The organism is Rhodoplanes sp. (assembly GCF_013377085.1).
In the GTDB taxonomy this organism is placed as follows: domain Bacteria; phylum Pseudomonadota; class Alphaproteobacteria; order Rhizobiales; family Xanthobacteraceae; genus Rhodoplanes.
Map to the genome: position 1 here is coordinate 34,727 of NZ_JACAAX010000020.1, position 22,687 is coordinate 57,413.

Sequence of the window (22,687 nt, forward strand, 5' to 3'; positions counted from 1 at the left end):
TCACCTTCGTCATTCCGGGACGGCGCAAAGCGCCGGACCCGGAATCCAGCGACACCGACGGCGGATTTGGCTGGATTCAGGGTTCGCGCCTGCGGCGCGCCCCGGAATGACGACAAAGAATCGCGGAACACCAAATGACCGCGATCGCCGCCGAGGCCGTGACGGTGCGGGCGGGGCGCGCGACGCTCCTGGACAATGTCGACCTCGCGGTCGGCGCCGGCGAGACGGTGGCGATCGTCGGCCCGAACGGCGCCGGCAAGTCGACGCTGCTGCGCGTCCTATCGGGCGAGCTGCGCCCGCAAGGCGGCCACGTGCGCCTGAAGAACGAGGCGCTCGGCGCCTATCCGCCGCGCACGCTGTCGGGCCATCGCGCCGTGCTGTCCCAAAACGTCGCGGTCGCGTTCCCGTTCACGGTGGAAGAGATCGTCCGCATGGGCGCCGGCGACCGGCACGGCCGCGCCGCCGATGCGCTGGTCGAGGCCGCGCTCGCCGAGGTCGACCTCCTCGGCTTCCGGCACCGGATCGTCACCACGCTGTCGGGCGGCGAGCAGCATCGGGCCCATTTCGCCCGGGTGCTGGTGCAACTCGCCCGCGGCGAGCAGGACCACGGCCCCGGCCTGCTGCTGCTCGACGAGCCCACCGCGGCGCTCGACCTGCGCCACCAGATCGACTTCGTCGCCTCGACGCGGGCGCGGGCCAAGGCCGGCACCGCCGTGATCGCGGTGCTGCACGATCTCAATCTCGCCGCCTCGTTCGCTGATCGCGTCGTCGCCATGCATCGCGGCCGGGTCGCCGCCGACGGGCCGCCCCGCACCGTGATCACGCCCGACATGCTGGCGCGGGTTTTCGATGTCGCGCTGGCGAGCTGCGGCCTGCCGGTCGGCGTGCCCTGCGTGCTGCCGCACATGATCGCGCCACGGACCCGCAACGCGCCGCCCGCAGCGACGCGATACCAATCCTGAGAACGCCGGAAGCAGCCAGATGCACGGATCAGCAAACACACGGGCAAGCGGCGCGGCTCATCCGCATGGCGCCGGCCATCCGGCCGGGGCGACGCTGCGCGACCATCCGGCGTCGGCGCCGCGGCCGCTCGACGCCTTCCTGGTGCCGGCGGGGCGCGATCCGCTCACCGAAGCCTTTGCGGGCCGCGAGTTCGCGCCGCCCTGGCGCGGCAGCACGCCGGTCGATCCGACCGAGGCGGACGGTGTGCTCGAACGAGTCTTCTCCACGCCGCGCGAGGAATCGGCGATCGCCTATGTGCATGTGCCGTACTGCCAAAACCACTGCCTGTTCTGCGGCTTTTTCCAGAACGTCTGGAAACCCGAGGTCGCCGAGGGCTTCGTCGACGACGTGGTGGCCGAGGTCGTAGCGCGCGCCGCGACGCCGCTGGTCGCCTCGGCCCCGGTCGCCGCCGTCTATATCGGCGGCGGCACGCCGACGGCGCTGCCCGCCGCGGCCCTCGCCCGGCTGGTCGAGGGACTGCGGACCCATCTGCCGCTCGCGGAAGACTGCGAGATCACGCTGGAGGGTCGCACCTTCGACTTCGGCCTGTCCAAGGCGGCGGCCGCGCTCGGCGCCGGGGTCAACCGCATCTCGCTCGGCGTGCAGAGCTTCGACACCGGCATCCGCCGCCGCCTCGGCCGCAAGCTGTCGGGCGAGGACGTGCGCGCGGCGCTGGCCGAGCTGGTCGAGCTGTCTCGCGCCCGGATCGTCTGCGACCTGATCTACGGCCTGCCCGGCCAGGACGAGGCGGCTTTTCTGCGCGATGTCGACATGGTCGCCGATCTCGGCCTCGACGGGGCGACGCTCTATGCGCTGAACGTCTGGCGCGGCGGCCCGCTGTTTCGCGCCATCGAGGCCGGCAAGCTGCCGCCCGCCGGCCCGCTCGCCCGCCAGGCGCAGGCCTATGCGGCCGGCGTCGCCCGGCTGACCACGCAAGGCTGGCGGCAGGCCTCGCAGTCGCATCTGGTCCGCTCGGCGAGCGAGCGCAACGTCTACAATTCCGGCATCAAGCGCGGCATGCCGTGCCTGCCCTTCGGCCCCGGCGCCGGCGGCCAGGCCCACGGCATCCGCTGGCGCAACGTCATCGAGATCGAACGGCGGCGCGAGCTGGTGGCGCAGGGCCGCGCCCCCGTCGAAGGCCTGTCCCGCATGCCGCCGCGCTATGCCGCCCAGGCCATCGTCACGGCCGGACTCGAATCAGGCGCGCTCGACCTTGCAACTGTCGAGACGCTGGCGCCGGGCTTCGCCACGGCGGCGGCGCCCCTGCTCGCCAACTGGAGCGAGACCGGCCTGATCGTGTCCGACGACGGCCACCTGCGCACCACCACGGCCGGTGCCTTCTGGATCACCAATCTCACCAGCGGCCTGTTCGCGGCCCTCGACCGCATCGAAGGGCCGCCCACGCCATCCACGGAGAAGACCGCATGACCGACCTTTCCCTCGACACCACGCCGGATGCGCGCGAAAAGCTCGCCGCCCGCCTGGCGGAAAATCCCGACGGCGTCCTCGAAGTTTTGGCGCGCGAGCACGGCGTCTCGACGCTCGACGCGACCAAGATGCTGCCGGCCGAAAACTGCCGCTTCGCGCCGGCCGAAAAGTTCGCCGACGTGATGGGCGACCTGACCGGGTGGGGCGACGTGCTGTTCATCGTCCACACGCCGAGCATCGTGCTGGAGTGCCAGGGCACGGTGCCGCCCGGAGAATTCGGCCGCGGCTACTTCAACCTGCATGGGGAGAGCCCGATCGGCGGCCACATCAAGGCCGACCGCTGCACCGCGATTGCCTTCGTGTGGCGGCCCTTCATGGGCCGCGAGAGCTGCTCGATCCAGTTCTTCGACCAGGACGGCGAGACGATGTTCAAAATCTTCGTGCGCCGCCTCGAGGACCGCAGCATGGACCCGGCGCAGGTTGCCCGCTTCGAGGACCTGAAGGCGCAGCTCGCCGGCTGAACGCCACCACGTCGCACCGTACGGCCTGATGCGGGACGCTCTGACTGGAGCGCCCCGCTCTCTTTACACGACACCGCAGCCCATCCTCGCGCCAGCGCGCCGGCGCACCTCACTTCTGCATATTTTTTAAGCCGCCTGGCCATCGTTGTATGCAAGCGTGGCTGCACCCGAGCAGTCGCCCAGCCCTGCCGCCCGCACCCGCACGTTCGAATTACCGTCTCCGAATCAAGCCCTTCGTCCGACCCGCCAAGGCCCGGCCGAAAATTGGCACGCGGCTTGCCGGACATCCTCGGTCCGCCGACCCCCGACTTGCCCATCGGAGACCGAGAATGAAGCGTCGCGACGTCCTCAAATCCATGTCGGCCCTCGCCGCCGGCAGCCTGTTCCCCGCGCCGGCAATCTGGTCGGAGGCGAAGGCGCAAAGCCGCCAGGAGACGCTGCTCGCCGTCTCCGAGAGCGGCCCGAACAATCTCGACATCCATGGGGTCGGCACCAACCGTCCCGGCTACGAGGTGTCGTGGAACACCTACGACCGGCTGATCTCGCACGGCACCAAGACGCTGCCGAACGGCGTCGCCTCCTACGACCGCGACAAGTATGTGCCCGAGCTGGCCGAGGACTGGACCATCACGGACACGTCGGCGACGTTCCGGCTGCGCAAGGACGCGACCTTCCACGACGGCGCGCCGGTGAGGGCCAAGGACGTCAAGTGGTCGTTCGACCGCGCCGTCACGGTCGGCGGCTTCCCGACCTTCCAGATGAAGGCCGGTTCGCTGGAGAAGCCCGAGCAGTTCGTCGCCGTCGACGACCACACCTTCCGGGTCGACTTCATCCGCAAGGACAAGCTGACGATTCCCGACATCGCCGTCGTCGTGCCGGCGGTGTTCAACTCGGAGCTGATGAAGAAAAACGCCACCGAGAAGGACCCGTGGGCGATGGACTACGCCAAGGCCAACACGGCCGGCGGCGGCGCCTACAAGGTGGCGAAGTGGACGCCCGGCACCGAGGTGGTCTACGAGCGCAACGACAATTGGAAAGGCGGCCCGCTGCCGAAGATCAAGCGCATCATCTGGCGCATGGTGCCGTCCGCCGGCAACCGGCGCGCCTTGATCGAGCGCGGCGACGCCGACATCTCGTTCGACCTGCCCAACAAGGATTTCGTCGAGCTGAAGCAGGCCGGCAAGGTCGACGTGGTGTCGAGCCCGATCGGCAACGGCATCCAGTATATCGGCATGAACGTCACCAAGCCGCCCTTCGACAAGCTCGAGGTGCGCCAGGCCGTCGCCTACGCGATCCCGTATCAGAAGATCATGGACGCCGTGATGTTCGGCCTCGCCAAGCCGATGTACGGCGCCCCCGAAGGCGCGCCGATCGGCATCGACTGGCCGCAGCCGCACGGCTACGTCACCGACATCGCCAAGGCGAAAGCGCTGCTCGCCAAGGCCGGCCTGCCGAACGGCTTCGAGACGACGCTGTCCTTCGACCTCGGCGCCGCCGCCGTCAACGAGCCCTTGTGCGTGCTGGTGCAGGAGAGCCTCGCCCAGATCGGCATCAGGACGACGATCAACAAGGTGCCGGGCGCCAACTGGCGCTCCGAGATGACCAAGAAGGAAATGCCGCTGATCGCCAACTTCTTCTCGGGCTGGCTCGACTATCCCGAGTACTTCTTCTTCTGGTGCTATCACGGCCAGAACTCGCTGTTCAACACCATGAGCTACCAGAACAAGGAGATGGACGCGCTGATCGACGCCGCCCGCAAGGCCGCGGCCGAGAACGATCAGCCGCTCTACGAAGCGAGCGTGAAGGGCTTCGTCAAGAAGGCCTTCGACGACGTGCCGCGCATCCCGCTCTTCCAGCCCTATCTGAACGCCGCGATGCAGAAGAACGTCTCCGGCTACCGCTACTGGTTCCACCGCCAGCTCGACTACCGCACCCTCGCCAAGGCGTGAGGCTGCGACGGCGGATCGACACGACGTGTGCTCTCCCTCTCCCCGCGCGCGGGGAGAGGTGACGTCGGCGAGGCTCAGGCGAGGCGGACCGCACCATGCTGACACTGATGCTCAAGCGTCTGGCGATGACCATCCCGAGCCTGATCGGCGTGGTGATCGTGACGTTCCTGCTCACCCGCGCGCTGCCCGGCGATCCCGCCGCCTATTTCGCCGGACCGGCCGCGAGCCCCGAGGCGATCGAGCAGATCCGCGCCAGCCTCGGCCTCGACCAGCCGCTGCCGGTGCAGTTCGTGCACTACGTGATCGACCTCGCGCACGGCGATCTCGGCAGCTCGCTCACCACCGGGCAGCCGGTCGCCGCCGAGATCGCGGCCCGGCTGCCGGCCTCCGCCGAGCTGACGCTGCTCGGCCTGATCGTCTCGATGGCGATCGCCGTGCCGCTCGGCATTCTCGCCGCCACCCGCCCGGGGTCCGCGATCGACCATGCCTGCCGCATCGTGACGACGGCCGGCGTGTCGCTGCCGGTGTTCTTCACCGGCCTGATCCTGGTCTATGTCTTCTACTATCTGCTCGGCTGGGCGCCGGCGCCGCTCGGGCGGCTCGGCATCTTCGACAGCCCGCCGCCGACCATCACGGGCTTCTATCTGATCGACAGTCTGCTGACCGGCGACGGCACCACCTTCATGGCGAGCCTCAAGCAGCTCGCGCTGCCGGCCATCACGCTCGGCCTGTTCGCGCTGGCGCCGATCGCCCGCATGACCCGCGCCTCGATGCTGGCCGTGCTGTCGTCCGACTTCGTCCGCACCGCGCGGGCCTGCGGGCTGGCGTCCTACACCGTGGTCGTCACCTACGCGTTCCGCAACGCCATGCTGCCGGTGATCACCACGCTCGGCATGGTGTTCTCCTTCCTGCTCGGCGCCAATGTGCTGGTCGAGAAAGTGTTCGCCTGGCCCGGCATCGGCTCGTTCGCCGTGGAGGCGCTGATCGCCTCGGACTTCGCGCCCGTGCAGGGCTTCGTCCTCACCATGGCGGTGCTGTACGTCGCCCTGAACCTCGCCATCGACATGCTCTACGGCCTGATCGACCCGCGCACCAGGATGGATGCATGAGGAACACAAGACCACCCGCGAGGTCATTCCTCGGTCGTTCCGGGGCGGCGCGGAGCGCCGAGCCCGGAACCCATAACCCCTGTCTCGCGACGACCCCAAACACCGGGACTATGGATTCCGGGCCCGCGCGCTTTCGCGCGCGTCCCGGAATGACGGGCACGGAGGCTTGCCAATGACCGCGCTTGCCGCAACGGCCCGCCACGCCCGCTATGTCATCTCGGAAAACCCGGTCACCGGGCTCGCCTTCGGCCTGTTCGTCCTGATCGTGCTGGCCGCGCTGTTCGGTCCGGCCCTGGTGCCGATCGATCCGCTCGCCAGCGACACCGCGATGGCGCTGAAGCCGCCTTCGGCGCGGCACTGGTTCGGCACCGACCAGCTCGGCCGCGACATCTTCAGCCGGGTGATCGCGGCGACCCGGCTCGACTTCGGCATCGCGGTCGCCTCGGTCGTGCTGGTGTTCGCCATGGGCGGGCTCGCCGGCGTCGCCGCCGGCTTCTTCGGCGGCTGGACCGACCGCATCGTCGGCCGCATCGCCGACACCATCATGGCGTTTCCGCTGTTCGTGCTGGCCATGGGCATCGTCGCGGCGCTCGGCAACTCGGTGCAGAACATCGTCATCGCCACCGCGATCGTCAATTTCCCCCTGTACGCCCGCGTCGCCCGCGCCGAGGCGAACGTGCGCCGCGAGTCCGGCTTCGTCGAGGCGGCACGCCTCTCCGGCAACGGCGAGTGGCGCATCCTGGTGTTTCAGATTCTCCCCAATGTGATCCCCATCCTGGTGGTGCAGATGTCGCTCACCATGGGCTACGCCATCCTCAACGCCGCCGGCCTGTCCTTCATCGGGCTGGGCGTGCGGCCGCCGATGCCGGAGTGGGGCATCATGGTGGCCGAGGGCGCCGCCTTCATCGTCTCGGGCGAATGGTGGATCGCCTTCTTCCCCGGCCTCGCGCTGATGATCGCGGTGTTCTGCTTCAACCTCCTGGGCGACGGCATGCGCGACATCGTCGATCCGCGGAGGCGCACATGAGGCACGGCATGTTCCTGTCATTCCGGGGCGCCGCGCAGCGGCGAGCCCGGAATCCATACTCACAGACAGGGGCTATGGGTTCCGGGCTCGCGGCCTGCCGGCCGCGCCCCGGAACGACGGAAGAGCGGAGGCGCACATGACGGCCGCACCCGCTCTGCTGGTCGAGGATCTCTCGGTCGCGTTCCGCACCCGCGGCGGCGTAGTGCAGGCGCTGGAGCACGTCAGCTTCGCCGTGCAGAAGGGCGAGACGCTGGCGATCGTCGGCGAATCGGGCTCGGGAAAGTCGGTGACGGCCTATGCCGTGATGGGCATTCTCGACCCGGCCGGCCGCGTCACCGCGGGCCGGGCTATGCTGGGCGGACTCGATCTGCTCGCTGCCAGCGCCGACCAGGTCGCCGCGGTGCGCGGGCGCGAGATCGCCATGATCTTCCAGAATCCGCGCACGGCGCTCAACCCGATCCGCACGGTCGGCAAGCAGATCGCCGACGTGCTGCTGCGCCACGCCAACGTGCCGCGCCGCGAGGCCCCTGGCCGCGCCGTCGATCTTTTACGCGCGGTGGGGATCACGGATCCGGCGCGCCGCGCCGACGCCTATCCGTTCGAGATGTCGGGCGGCATGTGCCAACGCGTGATGATCGCCATCGCGCTCGCGGCCCGCCCATCGGTGCTGATCGCCGACGAGCCGACCACCGGGCTCGACGTCACCACCCAGGCCGTCATCATGGACCTGATCGGCGATCTCGCCCGCGACATCGGCATGGCGACGATCTTCATCACCCACGATCTGGCGCTCGCCGCACAGCGCGCCGACCGCATCGTGGTGATGCATGCCGGCCACGTGGTCGAGACCGCGCCGACCGCGGAGCTGTTCGCACGCCCGCGCCACCCCTACACGGCCGAGCTGATCGCGGCGACGCCGGACGCCGCCGCGAATCTGTCCGAGCTCGCCTCGATCCCGGGCGCGCTCCCCGATCTGCGCCGCAGCGACCTGCCGCCCTGCCGCTATGCCGAGCGCTGCCCACGGCGCCAGACCGATTGCGACGTCGCGCTGCCGGCGGCGCCGGCGATTCCCGAGCACGTCGTCGCCTGCTGGAACCCGCTGTCATGACCAGGACCCTCGACTCCATGAGCAGCGCCATCGTGCATGCGGCTCCGCCGCCCGACCCGCCGCTGCTCGACGTCGCCGAGCTGAAAAAGCGATTTCCGGTGAGCGGCACCATCGGACCGCTCGCCCGGCTGCGCCGCCGCATGAAGGGCGGCCCCGTGCATCTGCCGATGGTGCACGCCGTCGACGATGTCAGCTTCACCATTCGCAAGGGCGAGACGGTCGGCCTGGTCGGCGAATCGGGCTGTGGAAAATCGACGCTCGTGCGCGTGCTGACACGGCTGCTCGATCCGACCGACGGCATCGTCCGGCTCGGTGGGCGCGAGCTCTCCTTGACTCCGGCCAAGCGCTTCGCCCGCGATCCCGATCGCGGCCGCATCCAGATGGTGTTCCAGGACGCCGGCGACAGCATCAATCCTCGCTTCACCGCCTTCGCGGCCATCGCGGATCCGCTGCGGCGGCTGCGCGGTCTGAGCGGCGCCGCGCTCACCGCTAAGGTCGAGCAGGCGGCCGACCAGTGCGGCCTGCCGCGCGCCCTCCTGTCGCGCTTTCCGCACCAGCTCTCCGGCGGCCAGCGGGCCCGCGTCGGCATCGCCCGCGCCGTCGCGGTCGAGCCGGCGCTGCTGGTACTCGACGAGCCGACCGCGGCGCTCGACGTCTCGGTGCAGGTGGTGATCCTGCAGCTCCTCGAGCGGCTGAAGACCGAGCTCGGCATGAGCTATCTGTTCGTGTCGCATGATCTCGGCGTCGTGCGGCTCCTGTGCGACCGCGTGCTGGTGATGTATCTCGGCAAGATCGTCGAGGCCGGCCCGGCCCAGGAGGTCTTTTCACGGCCTCTGCATCCCTATACGCGCGCCCTGGTCGACGCGGCGCCACGCCTGCATGGCCACGGGCCGGCCGCGGTGCGTCTCGACGGCGAGCCGCGCAGCCCGATCGATCCCGACCCCGATGTCTGCCGCTTCTACGGCCGCTGTCCGCGTGGCGTCGATCGTTGCAGGACCGCCATGCCGGACTTGCGCCGGCTCGGTGACCGCGAGGTCGCCTGCCACTTCGCCGAGGAGACGCCCGCCTGATGAGCCAGACCGATACCGGGCGGCGCACGCTCGCCGAGGATCTGCGCCTGCAGCTCGCCGACGAGATCGTGCGCGGCACGCTCCAGCCCGGCACGCCGCTCGACGAGAGCGAGTTGGCGCGACGCTACCGGGTGTCGCGCACGCCGGTGCGCGAGGCGATCCGCCAGCTCGCGGCGAGCGGTCTGGTCGAGACGCGGCCGCATCGCGGCGCCGTGGTGGCGCGGCCGAGCGACGCCCAGGTGGTCGGCATGTTCGAGGTGATGGCGGAGCTCGAGGCGCTGTGCGCCGGGCTCGCCGCCGAGCGCATGACCGGCGCCGAGCGGCGCGACCTCGAAGCCGTACACGACGAGCTGCGCGCGCTCGTCCAGGTCGGCGATCCGCAGCGCTTCCACGAAGGCAACGAGGCGTTCCATGGCGCCATCTATGCGGGCGCCCATAACGCGTACCTCACCGAGATCACCGTGGCGACGCGAGCGCGGCTGCAGCCGTTCCGCCGCGCCCAGTTCCGCAATATCGGCCGGCTGGCCAAGTCGCATGGCGAGCACGAGCGCGTCGTCGTCGCCATCGTGCGCGGCGACCGCGACGGCGCCGTCTCCGCCATGCAGGCCCACATCATGACGGTGTGCGAGGAGTACGGCCTCTACGCCGACGGCCGCGGCACGCTCACGCCGGACGCCATTCAGTTATATCCTGGTCATTCCGGGACGGTGCAACGCACCGGACCCGGAATCCAGCCACATGCTCGGAGGCCGTCGCTGGGTTCCGGGTTCGCGACGGAGCCTGCGCCCGGACGGCGCGAAGCGCCGATCCGGGTGGCGCGCCCTGGAATGACCGAGAGTTGATCACCCGCCCTTCGCCAGGAACGAACGCCATCCGCCTGTCGCCGTGATGTCGCGGGCGCCGGCGACGGCCTCGGCCTCGACCAGAAATCCCTTCACGGTGCGGCCGTCGCCGAGCACGACGGTGCCGATCGACAGCGGCGGCGGCACGGCGGCGACGAAGCGCCCGAACGCCTCGGTCTTCAGCGCCCACAGCTCCAGCTCGATCGGCCCACCGGTGCCGGCGGCGACGCGCAGGAGTCCGGGCTTGGGCGGAACCGTGCCGGCGAGCGCGAAAAACCGATAGTCGGGCGCCGTGGTCGTGGTTTCCAGATAGCGCGCGCCGAGGCTGGTCAGCTCGTGATTGAGCGGCAGCCCGGTGAGATGGGCGCCGACCGCGGCCAGCACCACCTCGCCCTCGACCGCCGCCGGCGCGAGTGGCCGCAGCGGCGGCTGCGCGACGCCGAGCGCGCCGAGCGGCAGGTCGGTGTCGGCATGGAGGACACGGCCGAGACTTGCGAGCGCGCCGTCACGGCCGGCCGGCGCCAGCAGCGTGACGCCGAACGGCGTGCCGTCGGGCGCGATCGCGGCCGGCACGGCGAGCCCCGCCATGTCGAGCAGATTGACGAAGTTGGTGTAGGTGCCGAGCTGGCTGTTGAGCCGAATCGGATCGGCCTCGACGGCCGCGATCGTGTAGGCGGCCGGCGCGGTCGGCACCATCAGCACGTCGAAGCGCCCGAGCGTTTCGCGCGCCTTTGCGCGCAGCGCGGCCAACCGGTAGAGCGCCTGGAAGGTGTCGACGGCGGACGGCTTGCTGCCGCCCAAAATGATCTCGCGCGTCACCGGATGCGCAGCGTCGGGATTGCGTGCGATGAACGCACCGACCGCGGCGAACCGCTCGGCCACCCACGGGCCCTCGTAGAGCAGACGCGCCGTCTCGTAGAACGGCGCCATGTCGATCTCGACCACGCTGGCGGCAAGCGTGGTGACGATCCGCAGCGCGGCCTCGAAGGCGGCCTGCGCGCGCGTATCCCCGAAGTACAGCCGGTCTTTTCCGCATGGCACTGCGATCCGCAACCCGGCTTGGAGCGGCCCGGGCACCGACCACGGCAGCGAGCGGGAGAACGGATCGGCCGGGTCGGGTCCGGCCATGGCGGCAAGCGCGAGGTGCGCGTCGTCGGTCGTCAGCGCGAACACCGAGACGGTGTCGAGCGAGCGGCAGGCCGGCACCACGCCGGTCATCGGCACCAGGCCGAGGCTCGGCTTCAGCCCGACGATGTTGTTCAAGCCCGCCGGCACCCGGCCGGAGCCCGCCGTGTCGGTGCCGAGCGCCAGCGGCACGATGCCGGCCGCCACGGCGACCGCCGAGCCCGACGAGGACCCGCCCGGCACGAGCGCCGGATCGTGCGGATTGCGCGGCACGCCATAGGGCGAGCGCACGCCGACCAGGCCGGTGGCGAACTGGTCGAGATTGGTCTTGCCGATCACGATCGCGCCGGCGGCGCGCAGCCGCGCCACCGCGGTGGCGTCGACGGTCGGCACATAGGCGAAGGCCGGGCAGGCCGCCGTGGTCGGCAGGCCGGCGACGTCGATATTGTCCTTGACGGCGACCGGCACGCCGAAAAGCGGCTTGCCGGCACCGCCCATCGCCGCGATCGCCCGCGCCTCGGCGATGGCCTCGGCCTCGTCGCGCAGCGTGATGAACAGCGCCGGATCGCCATACGCCCGCGCCTGGGCATAGGCACGCGCCACCGTCTCGGCCGGGTCCAGGGTCCCGGCCTGATGCGCCTTCACGATGTCGACGACCGTCTCCGTCACGCGCTCCCCCTTGCCGTCGGCCGGCATGGCACCAAAAGTCCCGTTGTGCATTGTTCGCCTGCAAGTGCAATGCCATCTGACCGCACGCCATGGGCTTCGTCCGGCCCAGATTGGCAGCGATACTTCGGCCGGGACGCTGACGGAACCGGAATGCTGCAGAACTGGCTCACGCGCATCGACAAAGGCCGGCTGCGCGCCGCGTCGCAGACGCTTCGCGCCACGGCAGGCGCCTGGCACGCTGCGGTGCGAGGCAGGATCGCGCGTGCGAAAGACCGCGGCGTGCCGCTGATCGTCGTGCTCGCCTCGCGCAACCTGTTCCAGGACCGTGTCCGCCTGATCACCACGGTGATCGGCATCGTCTTCTCGGTCATCCTGGTGAGCGTGCAGATCGGGCTCTATCTCGGCTTCGAGCGCATGGTGACGACCATGATCGACCATGCCGAAGCAGACCTGTGGATCGTGCCGCGCGGCACCCGCAACTTCGAGGACCCCTCGCTGCTCGACGACCGCCAGCGCTTTCGCGCCCTGTCGATCGCCGGCGTCGCCGCGGTGGCGCCGCTGGTGCTCGGCTTCGCCGAATGGCGGCGGCCGGACGGCGGCGCCACGCCCGTGTTCGTCGTCGGCTCCGATCCGCGCAGCGGCGCGCTGACGCCGTGGAATCTGGTCGAGGGCAGCATCGACGCGCTCGCGGCGCCGTCCACCGTGGCGGTCGACCGCTCCTATTTCGCCCGGCTCGGCGTGAAGGGCCTCGGCGACGCCGGCGAGATGCGCGACCAGAAGGCCCGCATCGTCGCGGTGACGGCCGGCATCCGCTCCTTCACCACGACGCCCTATGTGTTCGCCTCCTTCGACCGCGCCCGCGGCTACATGGGCGCGCCGGCCGACCGCGCCACCTATTTTCTGGTGCGCCTCGCCCCGGACGCCGACACAAGTGCCGTGCGCGATCGCATCGCCCAAAACATCGCCGACGCCGAGGTGCTGACCACGGCGGAGTTCCGCGCCCGCAGCCGCTCGTTCTGGCTGTTCGGCACCGGCGCCGGCGCGGCACTGTTCGGCGGCGCCCTGCTGGGCATCGTGGTCGGCACCGTGATCGTCGCGCAGACGCTCTATTCGAGCACCAAGGACCACATCGCCGAGTTCGCCACCCTGCGGGCGATCGGCTCGTCGACCCGCTACATCGTCGAGGTGATTCTCTGGCAGGCGCTGCTCAGCGCCGTGGTCGGGTTTTTCCTCGCGATGCTGGTCGGGCTCGTCATCGTGACGGTGACGGCCGATTCGGTGCTGCCCGTGGTGATGACGCCCGGCCTGGTGCTCGGCCTGCTCCTGCTCACCGTGCTGATGTGCGCCGTCTCGGCGGTCGCCGCGATCCGCGAGGTGGTGCGCATCGATCCGGCCACGGTGCTGAGCCGATGAGCGCCGCCATCATCGAGGCCGTGGACATCGAGAAGACGCTCGGCGAGGGCGTCGCCCAGGTGAAGGCGCTCAGGGGCGTGTCGCTGACGTTGAAGGGTGGCGAGCTGACCTTGCTGATGGGCCCGTCCGGCAGCGGCAAGACGACGCTGCTGTCGATCCTCGGCTGCATGCTGGCGCCATCGAGCGGCACCGTGCGGTTGCACGGCGAGTCGACCGCGAGCGCCGGGCCGGAGGAGCTGGCGCGGTTGCGCCGCAACCATGTCGGCTTCGTGTTTCAGTCCTATCACCTGTTCCCGACCCTGACCGCGATCGAGAACGTGCGGCTGGTGCTCGACGTGCGCGGCGAGCATGGCGCAGACACCCGAACGCGGGCCGCGGACGCGCTGGCGACCGTCGGGCTGGCGCACAAGCATCACGCGTTTCCGCGCGAGCTTTCCGGCGGCGAGCAGCAGCGCGTCGCCATCGCCCGCGCCATCGTCGGCAAGGCCAGCGCGATCCTGGCCGACGAGCCGACCGCCTCGCTCGACCGCGAGAACGGACAGGCCATCATGACGGTGCTGGCCGAGATCGCCAGGAACCCGGAGCGCGCCGTGCTGGTCGTCAGCCACGATCCGCGCATCCTGCCCTTCGCCGACCGCATCGTCCGCATCGAGGACGGCCGCATCGTCTCCGAGGAGACGGGCTTGCGCGACGCCGTCATCAGCAAAGAGCCCGAGGTCACGTCGCATGTCCCGTAGCGTGTTCACTATCGCCGCCGCGGCCCTCCTCGCGCTGGCGCTCACCGGCCCGGTGCCGGCGCAGCGCGCCGACGAGACGGGCGACCGCAATGTCCAGAAGCAGTGGGCCGCCGTCGCGCTCGGCCGGGTCGAGCCGCGCTCGCGCGAGATCCGCCTCGCCGCCGCGACGGCCGGGCGGATCATCGAGGTGCTGGTGAAGCCGAACGACACGGTGTTCGCCGGCGAGATCTTGGTGCGGCTCGACGACGTGGAGGCGCACGCCCGGGTCGTGATGGCCGCGGCGCAGGCGGGCGCGCGGGAGCGGGTGCGCGACGACCAGTCGGCGCCGCGCGGCTCCGGCGAGCGGCGCCGCGCCGAGGACGCCTTCGCCGAGGCCGAGCAGGGATACGTCACGGCGCGCGACGTGCTCGACGCCGCCGTGACGGCGCGACGCGCCGACACCGGGACCGACGAGGCGATACTCACCACGGCGCGCGAACAATACGCGCAGGCCCACGAACGACTGCGGCGGGCGCAGGGCGACCTCTCCCGCATCAGGGCCGGCGCCAGCACGCCGCTGCCGAACCGCACCGAGGCCGACTGGCTCGCCGGGCGCGCCGAGCTGACGATCGCCGATGCCGGCCTGGAGCGGACCCGCATCCGTGCCCCGATCGACGGCACCGTGCTGCAGGTCGCGGCGCGAGCCGGCGAGATGGCGACGCCGACGGCGGAGCGTCCGCTGGTGGTGCTCGGCGATCTCTCGGGCCTGCGGGTGCGCGCCGAGCTCGACGAGCGCGACATCGGCCAGGTGCGGGCCGGCCAGGCCGTGACGGTGCGGGCAAACGCCTTTCCGGGACGCGACTTCCAGGGCAGCGTCGCGGCGATCGCCCAGACGGTCGGGCCCGGCGGCATGACGTCGCGCGGGCCGCGCCGCCAGTCGGACATCGACGTGCTCGAGGTGACGGTCGACCTCGCCGACCCCGGCCCGCTCAAGGTCGGCATGCAGGTCGACGTCTATTTCAGCCGCGACGCCGACACGCCGAGGTGACCTTTTCACGCGATCCTTTTCACCTCTTTCCGGCGGAGGGCTTTGCGGAAATCATTCCAGTCGTCCCGGGGCGGCGCGAAGCGCCGAGCCCGGGACCCATAACCCCTGCATTTCGAGAGCAATCAGAACCGGGGCTATGGATTCCGGGCTCGCGAGCCTCCGGTTCGCGCCCCGGAATGACGAGTCCTGCAAAGCCTCCGGGGAGGGCGACGACGCACCGCCTCACGCCTTGTCGGTGCGCCGGCGGCGGATGTCCTCGATGATGGCGCTGTTGTCCCAGTCGCCCTCGCCGGCTGCGATGCAGCCGGCCATCGCCTCGGCATAGGCGGTGGCGAAGGGCAGTGCCTGGCCATGCTGGTGCGCGGTCGCCAGGATCAGGCTGAAATCCTTGGCCGACTGCGAGATCTTGCCGGCGGTCGCGTAGTCGCGCGCGATCATCTTGACGCCCTTGATATCCATCGCGGCCGAGTACGCCGCCGAGTTGCGCGCCGCCTCGAAGAAAGCGTCGAGCGGCAGGCCGATGCGCTCGGCATAGACGAGGCCCTCGGCCATCGCGGCGCGGTTGAGCCCGAGGATCAGGTTGGTGGCGAGCTTGGCCTTGGCGCCGTTGCCGACCGGCCCCATGAAATACGACTTGGCGCACACCGCCTGGACGATGTCCTGCGCGGCATCGAGGGCGGCGCGGTCGCCGCCGACGAGGCACACGGCCTCGCCGCGCGCGACCTGGTCGCTCGCGCCCGACAGCGGCGTCTCCAGGAAGGCGAGGCCGCGCGCTTCGGTGCGCGCCGCGAGTGCCACCATGCGGTCGGGATCGCAGGTGGCGAAATTGAGCACCTGCCTGGTTTTTCGCGCGGCGTCGTCGGACGCCAAAAGGCCGCCCTCGCCCTCGATGACGCTCTCGACCTGGTCGCTGTTGAAGACGGCGATCAGCACGCGCGGACAGTTTTCAGCGATCTCGGCGATGGTGTCGACCGGGGTGCCGCCGATCCCGGCGAGGCGGGCGCGTGCCTCGGCGGCGACGTCGTAGCCCGTGACGGCGAAGCCGGCCGCGATCAGGCGGCGCGCCAGCGCGGTGCCGATGAGGCCGAGGCCGATCAGGCCGAGCGGCGAACGCGTGTCCTGCATGATGAACGTCCTGATCCAGACGGGGGCGGTGCGGGATGGCGACGAGGAATGGCGCGAGAGCGACGAGACGATGCGGCGACATGCGGCCGGACCGTGAACGGCGCCGCGCGCCGTTCAGAACAGATACAGCAAGCCGGATCGTTTGCGAAGCGCGCGTCGCGCAGGCCGGGCAGCCCGCGCATGCCGTCGCGCCGCGTCTCGGATACCGAAAACCAGGCGGCGCGGGATCAGCCGCGGCTGCGCTCGCCGTTCTCGCGGCGCGAGAAGTCGACCTGGTCGGCCGGCTGCGGACGGCTGAACAGATAGCCCTGCGCCTGGCTGCAGCCCGCCGCCTGGATCAGCCGGAACTGCTCCCAGGTCTCGACGCCCTCGGCCGTGGTCTTCATGTCGAGCGCATGGGCGAGGCCCGTGACGGCGCTGACGATGGTGGCGCAATCGGTGCGCTGCGTCATCTCGCCGACGAAGCCGCGGTCGATCTTGATCTTGGAGAACGGGAACATTCGCAGATAGCTCAGCGACGAGTAGCCGACGCCGAAATCGTCGAGCACGATGTTGATCCCGAGCGCACTCAGCTCGTGCAGCATGTCGATGATGGCGGTGTGCTTCTGCAGCAGCACCAGCTCGGTGATCTCGAGCTCCAGCCGATGCGGCGACAGCCCGGCGGCGCCGAGAATGTCGCGGACCGTCGGCACCAGCATCGGATTGCGGAACTGGACCGGCGACAGGTTGACGGCGATCTTGATGTGCTCCGGCCAGCCCGCCGCGTCCGCGCAGGCGCGCCGGAGAATCCACTCTCCGAGCGCCACGATCATGCCGGTGTCCTCGGCGATCGGGATGAAGCGGTCGGGCGACAGCTCGCCGAACACCGGGTGGCGCCAGCGCACCAGCGCCTCGACGCCGCAGGGCAACCGGCTCGCGACGTCGACGATGGTCTGGTAGTGGACATCGAGCTCGCCGCGCGCCAGCGCGTTGCGCAGGTCGATCTCCAGCACGTGCTGCATGCGGGCCTGCGCGTCCATCTCGATCTCGAAGAACCGATAGCAATGGCGGCCCGCCGCCTTGGCCCGGTACAGCGCCAGATCGGTGTTCTTCAGGATCGTCGAGGTGTCGTCGCCGTCCTCGGGGGCGAGCGCGATGCCGATGCTGATGCCGATGCCGATCCGGCTGCCGTCGACGTCGTAGGGCGTTCCGATCACGTCGAGCAGCATCTCGGCGAGGGTCGCGGCGGCGGCACGGCGGTCGGCGCCGCCCGGCATCAGGATGGCGAACTCGTCGCCGCCGATCCGTCCGACCGTGCAGGCCTCGGGCACGCAACCGCGCAGCCGCTCGGCGACCGCCCTGAGCAGCGCATCGCCGACCGGATGGCCGAGCGAATCGTTCACCGCCTTGAACAGATCGAGATCGAAGATGAACAAGGCGAAGCCTTCGTCCTCGGCGCGCAGCCGCGCGAAGGCCTCGTCCATGCGCTCGCTGAACAGCATCCGGTTGGCGAGATCGGTGAGCGAGTCGTGGCGCGCCATGTGGGCGATGCGCCAGGCGGCGCGCTGGCGCTCGGTGACGTCCTCGTGGGTGGCGACCCAGCCGCCGTCCGGCATCGGCTGGTTGAGCACCGCGACGATGCGGCCGTCCGGGAGCTCGGTCTGGACGTAGATACGGTTGCCGTGCACGAGCTGGTCGCGCAGCCGGGCCCGATACTCGACCGAATCTCCCATGAAGCTGCCGGCGGCGACGCGTCGCGCCAGAAGCTGCTCCAGCGTCGTGCCCGACTGGGCGTCCCGCGGGGTCAATCCGTACATGCGCAGATAGCGTTCGTTGCACAGCACGAGCCGCTCGTCGCGGTCGAACATGCACAGGCCCTGCGACATGTTGTTGAGCGCGGCGTCGAGCCGCACATTGGCGCGCTGGAGCTCGTGCGAGGTCGCCGCGACCGAGGCCTCCGAGCGCGACAGGCTGCGGAACTGGACGATCAGGGCACGCAGCAGCATCACGGCGGCGGCGAGCGCCAGCAGCGTGGCGAAGCCGATCAGCACGGCGCGGCGCCGCCACGCCTCGAGCGCCAGATCCTCCGAGATGGCGATGTCGACCACCAGCGGATAGCGGCGCAGTGGCGTGACGGCGACCCAGCGCACCTCCGCATCGAAATAGCCGCTGCCGCGGAACGAGCCGCCCCCCTGCGCAACCACCCGGAACCACGGCGAATCGGCCGGCAGCCTGTCGCCGGCGCGGCGCTTGGGATCGGGGAAGCGGACCAGGATCGTACCGTCGGAGCGCGACAGCAGGAAGGTGCGACCTTTGAGGTCGACGACCGACCGCCACACCCGCTCGAAATAGGAGACCTCGAAGCCGGCCGTGACGATCCCGAGATACTCGCCGCGGTCGCTGACGATGCGCTTGCTGAACAGCAGCGTCGTCTCGCCGGTGATGCGACTCGCGACCGGCTCGCTGACGAACACGTCCGGCGAGTCGACCTCGCGGAAATGCCGCGAATAGTCACGATCCGCGAAATTGACCGTGTAGGGCGGCCAGGCCCGCGTGAAGTTGACGATGTCGCCGTTGCGGTCCGTGATGGTGATCAGGGCGCTGGACGGCAACTTGGCGAGGCGGTCGTTGAGAAGCTGGAACACCGCCTCGCTGCCGAAACGACGTCGGAACTCCTCCGTCCCGTCGATGCGCACCGCGGCGGCACGCTCACGGATCTCGTCGAGAATGTCGACCAGCGGCTCGACCGAGCGCGAGATCTGATCGGCGAGCAGCACGCCGATGTTCTCGGAGTCGCGCACGGACAGGCGGATCGCGTCGGACCGCAGGCCCCAAACGGTCAGCCCGATCGCCAGCAGGCCGAGCCCGATCAGGGCACCGGCCACCGCGATCAGAGCGTGGAACGGCAGAGCGAGCCGCCTGGCCTTCATCGCATGCCCCGAATGTCGATGGCGTCAGCGTGCACGCGGTGCGTAAATAAACTGATACAACCAAAGGTATTTCGGCGTCGGCCGTTACCGGGGAGTTAATCCACTCGGGTGATGAGGTGACGTCAAGAGACTCAGCGTCCCAGCGTGCGGGAATGTCATGCGGGACTTGCGGGTGCCGTGACGGAGCGGCCGGACAAAATCGTCAACGAACCGGGAAATCCCACACGCGCAGCGGCGGCGTCGCGCCCGTGTAGTCGAAGTGCCACCACTCGACCGGATAGTTCCGGAAGCCCTCGGCGGCGAGTGCGCGCACCAGCCGGTCGCGATTCTCGCGCGCCGCCGGCGCGACCCGGGCCGCGGTGGCGCTCGCCGGCGCCGAGCAGTCATAGGCGGTGCCGAGGTCGAGGCTCGACTCCCGCGCCCGCGTCGCGAACGGCCCGTCGCATGGCCCGGCGTCGGTCGGGGTCGGCAAGTCCGGCTCGCCGGCCCGCACTAGGCCGACATCGACCGCGGTGCCGAGCGAATGGCGCGAGCGCTTGGCGATGTAGCCGAGCGCGAACTGCTGCGCCTTGCCGATCGCCGGCGAGAAGATGGGGGCCATCCGATCGGGCTCGGGACTCCGGGCCCAGTCGATGAAGGAACGGACGGCGCGCTCCGGCCGATAGCAATCGTAGACCTTCAGATGGTAGCCGGCCGCGGCGAGCCGTGCCTGAGCACGGGCGAGCGCGTCGGCGACCGGGCGGAGCAGAATGCACTCGGCCGCGAGATAGCCGGGCACTCGGCGCCCGGTGAAGTTGAACGGCCCGGCATAGCGGATGTCCTGGCGGATCGACGGATCGCGCTCGCGCAGCCGCACGAAGCCGTCGGGCAGAGCGGCCGGCTGAGCCACCGCGACGGACGGCAGCAGCGCCGCCGTGAGCAGCACGACGGCGAGGCAGGCCGCGGCGGCGAGGCCGCGTCTCATTCACCCACCGGCAGCGCGACGATGTCGTAGGCATGCATGATCCGCCGTTCGCGCTGCGGATCGAAGAGCTCGAACTTGAACCGCGACGACGGCCGGATGCCGCCGCGCGCCGCGAAGGTGCCGCAGAACATCGCGGTGCCGTCCGGCAGGTCGTCGCGCCCGGCGAAGCTCGTCATCAGATCGGCGGGCGGCAGGATCGCCGCCACGGTCCCCTCCTGATACAGGGTCAGGTCACCGTCCTCGATGATCCAGGAGCGCAGCACCAGCGAATCCCAGTGGTCGGCCACGTCGTCGAAGGCCCACAGGTCCGGCGCTATCGGCTTGTCGCACATCTGCTTGGCGACATGGACATCGGTGCGCTCGACGCGGCGGTCGGTGTGGTCGGAGCCGACCCCGACCCACAGGCCGCGGCCGTCGCGCACCAGCACGACCTCGACCTCGCCGCTCGACTCCGGCCCGATCACCTCGATGCGGTCGGCGGTCGTCAGCCGATGGGTCGCGACGTGGCGGAACTGCGGCGTCTTGCTCGGCCGCGGGATGCCGAGCGCCCCCATCTCGGCGACCCGCAAGTCGCGTCCGCTCGTGTCGCGGCTGGTCCACACGGCGATCACCACGGCCCGCACGATGATGGGCCGGCTTTCGATGGTACTGCCGTTGAGGGTCCGGAAGAGAAGGGATTCGGCAGGCATGGCGCTCCTGTCCTGGGACGTTGTCGTCCTCGCTCCTGGCCGGGGCGGTGTCCGGACAGAGGCGCTCCAGCAGGGGGAGTCACCGCGTCCTGCCGGGCGACGCCCGTGGCTGCGGGCCCTATCCCATCATGGACCATAAACGCATCGCAGAAGACCCCACAACTCCGGTACGTTCCGGGTCGGCGGCTGGCCGGGCGCGAATTTTTCCCGGCGCGGCGTCGTGCGCCGCTTGGACCTGGAGGCGTCGTTCGACTACGGTCCGCCGGCGCCGTCTCGGCGATTCGGTCTCGTCATGCCGCTCCGTCTCGTCTTCATGGGCACGCCGGATTTCGCCGTGCCGACCTTCCTCGAAATCGTCGGCCGCGGCCACGAGGTCGCCGCCGTCTATACGCGCGCCCCGAAGCCGGCCGGCCGCGGCATGGCCCTGCAGCCGAGCCCGATCGAATGCGAGGCGCGCCGCTTCGGCCTGCCGGTGCTGACGCCGAAGACGTTGCGCGGCGAGGAGGCTCAGGCGGTGTTCCGGGCCCACGGAGCCGACGCCGCCGTGGTGGTCGCCTACGGCCTGATCCTGCCGAAGCCGGTGCTCGATGCACCGGCGCGCGGCTGCTTCAACCTGCATGCCTCGGCGCTGCCGCGCTGGCGCGGCGCCGCGCCGATCAACCGCGCCGTGATGGCGGGCGATGCCGAGACCGCCGTCATGGTGATGCGGATGGAGGAAGGGCTCGACACCGGCCCGGTCGCCATGGCCGAGCGGCTCGCCATCGGGCCCGACATGACGGCCGGCGATCTGCACGACGCGCTCGCCCGACTCGGCGCCGACCTGATGGCCCGGGCACTGGCCGCGCTCGAGCGCGACACCCTGGTGGTGACGCCGCAGGCCGAAGAGGGCGTCACCTACGCGGCCAAGATCGACAAGGCGGAGACCCGCATCGACTGGACCAAGCCGTGGACCGCCGTGCACGACCACGCCCGCGGCCTGTCGCCTTTTCCGGGTGCCTGGTTCGAGCTGCCTGAAAACAAGGGGCTCGCCCGTATCAAGGTGCTGCGCTCGACTCGCGGAGAGGGATCGGGCCCGCCCGGCACCGTGCTGGACCCGCGGCTCACCATCGCCTGCGGCGAGGGCGCGGTGCGTATTCTGCAGCTCCAGCGTGCCGGCCGCCAACCGATGACGGCCGACGAGTTTCTGCGCGGGACGTCGGTCGAACCCGGCACCGTGCTTTCCTGAGGTCCCGCAATGCCCCGCTACAAGCTCACCATCGAGTACGACGGCGCGCCGTTCGTCGGCTGGCAGATCCAGCAGAACGGTCTCTCCGTGCAGGGCGTGCTGGAGACCGCCTTCGCGGCTTTCGCGGGAGAGGCCGTGGCCGTCAAGGGCGCCGGCCGCACCGACGCCGGCGTGCATGCGCTCGGCCAGGTCGCCCATGTCGACGTTTCGCGCGACATCGACACCGACACCATCCGGGACGCCGCCAACGCGCATCTGCGGCCGCATCCGGTGGCGGTGATCTCGGCCGAGCCGGCCGCCGACGATTTCGACGCGCGCTTCTCGGCGAAGCGCCGCCACTACATCTACCGCATCGTCAATCGCCGCGCGCCCTTGGCGCTCGACGAGGGCCGCGCCTGGCGAGTGGCGCGACCGCTCGACGTGCCGGCCATGCATGCGGCGGCGCAGCGCCTGCTGGGAAAGCACGACTTCACCACGTTCCGGGCCGCGGAGTGCCAGGCGGCGTCGCCCGAGAAGACGCTCGACCGGCTCGACGTCGACCGCTCCGGCGACGACCTGATGGTGACGGCGGTGGCGCGCTCGTTCCTGCATCACCAGGTGCGCTCGATGGTCGGCTCGCTGGTGATGGTCGGCGACGGCCGCTGGAGCAGCGACGACCTTTTCGCGGCGCTTCAGGCCCGCGACCGCTCGGCCTGCGGCCCGGTCGCCCCGCCCGACGGGCTCTATCTGGTCGCCGTGGAGTACTGAG

At 70.4% G+C, this 22,687-nt stretch carries 18 protein-coding genes and 1 pseudogene; 14 read left to right on the top strand and 5 right to left on the bottom strand.

Translation table 11 applies throughout. The annotated features are described in order from the left end of the window. Window positions 1-134: 134 nt before the first annotated feature. The 9 genes and pseudogenes from HXX10_RS15275 to HXX10_RS15315 form a co-directional block, all read left to right on the top strand. A complete protein-coding gene (locus tag HXX10_RS15275) occupies window positions 135-962 on the top strand; it encodes a heme ABC transporter ATP-binding protein (RefSeq protein ID WP_296523524.1) in 828 nt (275 codons plus the stop codon). Window positions 963-981: 19 nt separating this feature from the next. Then, window positions 982-2,430: a heme anaerobic degradation radical SAM methyltransferase ChuW/HutW gene (gene hutW / locus HXX10_RS15280; RefSeq protein WP_296523526.1), complete on the top strand. Its 1,449-nt coding sequence runs from the start codon at window positions 982-984 to the stop codon at window positions 2,428-2,430. Next, window positions 2,427-2,951, top strand: coding sequence for a heme utilization cystosolic carrier protein HutX (gene hutX / locus HXX10_RS15285; RefSeq protein WP_296523528.1), 525 nt, complete (start codon window positions 2,427-2,429; stop codon window positions 2,949-2,951). The genes hutW and hutX overlap by 4 nt, the downstream gene beginning before the upstream one ends. Before the next feature lie 329 nt (window positions 2,952-3,280). Continuing rightward, a complete protein-coding gene (locus HXX10_RS15290; RefSeq protein WP_296523529.1) occupies window positions 3,281-4,900 on the top strand; it encodes an ABC transporter substrate-binding protein in 1,620 nt (539 codons plus the stop codon). 95 nt (window positions 4,901-4,995) lie between these two features. Continuing rightward, window positions 4,996-6,009 (top strand): ABC transporter permease, encoded by a 1,014-nt coding sequence (locus tag HXX10_RS15295; RefSeq protein ID WP_296523531.1) that lies wholly within the window; start codon window positions 4,996-4,998, stop codon window positions 6,007-6,009. A gap of 172 nt (window positions 6,010-6,181) precedes the next feature. Beyond that, entirely contained in the window at window positions 6,182-7,036 is an 855-nt protein-coding gene (locus tag HXX10_RS15300) for an ABC transporter permease (protein ID WP_296523533.1), read from the top strand. A 136-nt stretch (window positions 7,037-7,172) separates the two neighbouring features. Continuing rightward, entirely contained in the window at window positions 7,173-8,144 is a 972-nt protein-coding gene (locus tag HXX10_RS15305; protein WP_296523535.1) for an ABC transporter ATP-binding protein, read from the top strand. Next, window positions 8,141-9,214: an ABC transporter ATP-binding protein gene (locus tag HXX10_RS15310; protein WP_296523537.1), complete on the top strand. Its 1,074-nt coding sequence runs from the start codon at window positions 8,141-8,143 to the stop codon at window positions 9,212-9,214. Before HXX10_RS15305 ends, HXX10_RS15310 begins: the two co-directional genes overlap by 4 nt. Further along, window positions 9,214-9,861, top strand: a pseudogene (locus tag HXX10_RS15315) (GntR family transcriptional regulator); the annotation flags it as partial. The gene HXX10_RS15310 and the pseudogene HXX10_RS15315, both read left to right, overlap by 1 nt. A gap of 195 nt (window positions 9,862-10,056) precedes the next feature. Here HXX10_RS15315 and atzF read toward each other — a convergent pair. Then, a complete protein-coding gene (atzF, locus tag HXX10_RS15320; protein ID WP_296523539.1) occupies window positions 10,057-11,850 on the bottom strand; it encodes an allophanate hydrolase in 1,794 nt (597 codons plus the stop codon). A 150-nt stretch (window positions 11,851-12,000) separates the two neighbouring features. Here atzF and HXX10_RS15325 point away from each other — a divergent pair, with 150 nt between their 5' ends. The 3 genes from HXX10_RS15325 to HXX10_RS15335 are packed head-to-tail and all read left to right on the top strand — an operon-like array spanning window position 12,001 to window position 15,027. Beyond that, the gene (locus HXX10_RS15325; RefSeq protein WP_296523540.1) at window positions 12,001-13,263 is read left to right on the top strand and encodes an ABC transporter permease; all 1,263 of its coding nucleotides are present in this window, start codon (window positions 12,001-12,003) and stop codon (window positions 13,261-13,263) included. Next, a complete protein-coding gene (locus HXX10_RS15330; RefSeq protein ID WP_296523542.1) occupies window positions 13,260-14,000 on the top strand; it encodes an ABC transporter ATP-binding protein in 741 nt (246 codons plus the stop codon). The genes HXX10_RS15325 and HXX10_RS15330 overlap by 4 nt, the downstream gene beginning before the upstream one ends. Beyond that, on the top strand, window positions 13,990-15,027 hold the full coding sequence (locus HXX10_RS15335; RefSeq protein WP_296523543.1) for an efflux RND transporter periplasmic adaptor subunit: 1,038 nt from the start codon (window positions 13,990-13,992) through the stop codon (window positions 15,025-15,027). Before HXX10_RS15330 ends, HXX10_RS15335 begins: the two co-directional genes overlap by 11 nt. Before the next feature lie 222 nt (window positions 15,028-15,249). On the opposite strand, the gene HXX10_RS15340 is transcribed toward HXX10_RS15335, so the two are convergent. From HXX10_RS15340 to HXX10_RS15355, 4 genes are all read right to left on the bottom strand, one after another. Further along, window positions 15,250-16,152 carry an NAD(P)-dependent oxidoreductase gene (locus HXX10_RS15340; RefSeq protein ID WP_296523544.1) on the bottom strand — a complete coding sequence of 301 codons (903 nt, stop codon included), beginning with the start codon at window positions 16,150-16,152 and terminating at the stop codon, window positions 15,250-15,252. Between the two features lie 227 nt (window positions 16,153-16,379). Beyond that, a complete protein-coding gene (locus HXX10_RS15345; protein WP_296523546.1) occupies window positions 16,380-19,061 on the bottom strand; it encodes an EAL domain-containing protein in 2,682 nt (893 codons plus the stop codon). Between the two features lie 202 nt (window positions 19,062-19,263). Further along, complete coding sequence (locus HXX10_RS15350; protein WP_296523548.1) at window positions 19,264-20,025, bottom strand: M15 family metallopeptidase; 762 nt, start codon at window positions 20,023-20,025, stop codon at window positions 19,264-19,266. Next, on the bottom strand, window positions 20,022-20,714 hold the full coding sequence (locus HXX10_RS15355) for a DUF2848 domain-containing protein (RefSeq protein WP_296523550.1): 693 nt from the start codon (window positions 20,712-20,714) through the stop codon (window positions 20,022-20,024). Before HXX10_RS15355 ends, HXX10_RS15350 begins: the two co-directional genes overlap by 4 nt. 292 nt (window positions 20,715-21,006) lie before the next feature. On the opposite strand from HXX10_RS15355, the gene fmt reads away from it, so the two are divergent. Together fmt and truA are read left to right on the top strand one after the other, a co-directional pair. Further along, entirely contained in the window at window positions 21,007-21,939 is a 933-nt protein-coding gene (gene fmt / locus HXX10_RS15360) for a methionyl-tRNA formyltransferase (protein WP_296523552.1), read from the top strand. Between the two features lie 9 nt (window positions 21,940-21,948). After that, a complete protein-coding gene (gene truA, locus HXX10_RS15365; RefSeq protein ID WP_296523554.1) occupies window positions 21,949-22,686 on the top strand; it encodes a tRNA pseudouridine(38-40) synthase TruA in 738 nt (245 codons plus the stop codon). The last annotated feature ends 1 nt before the right edge of the window (window position 22,687 follow it).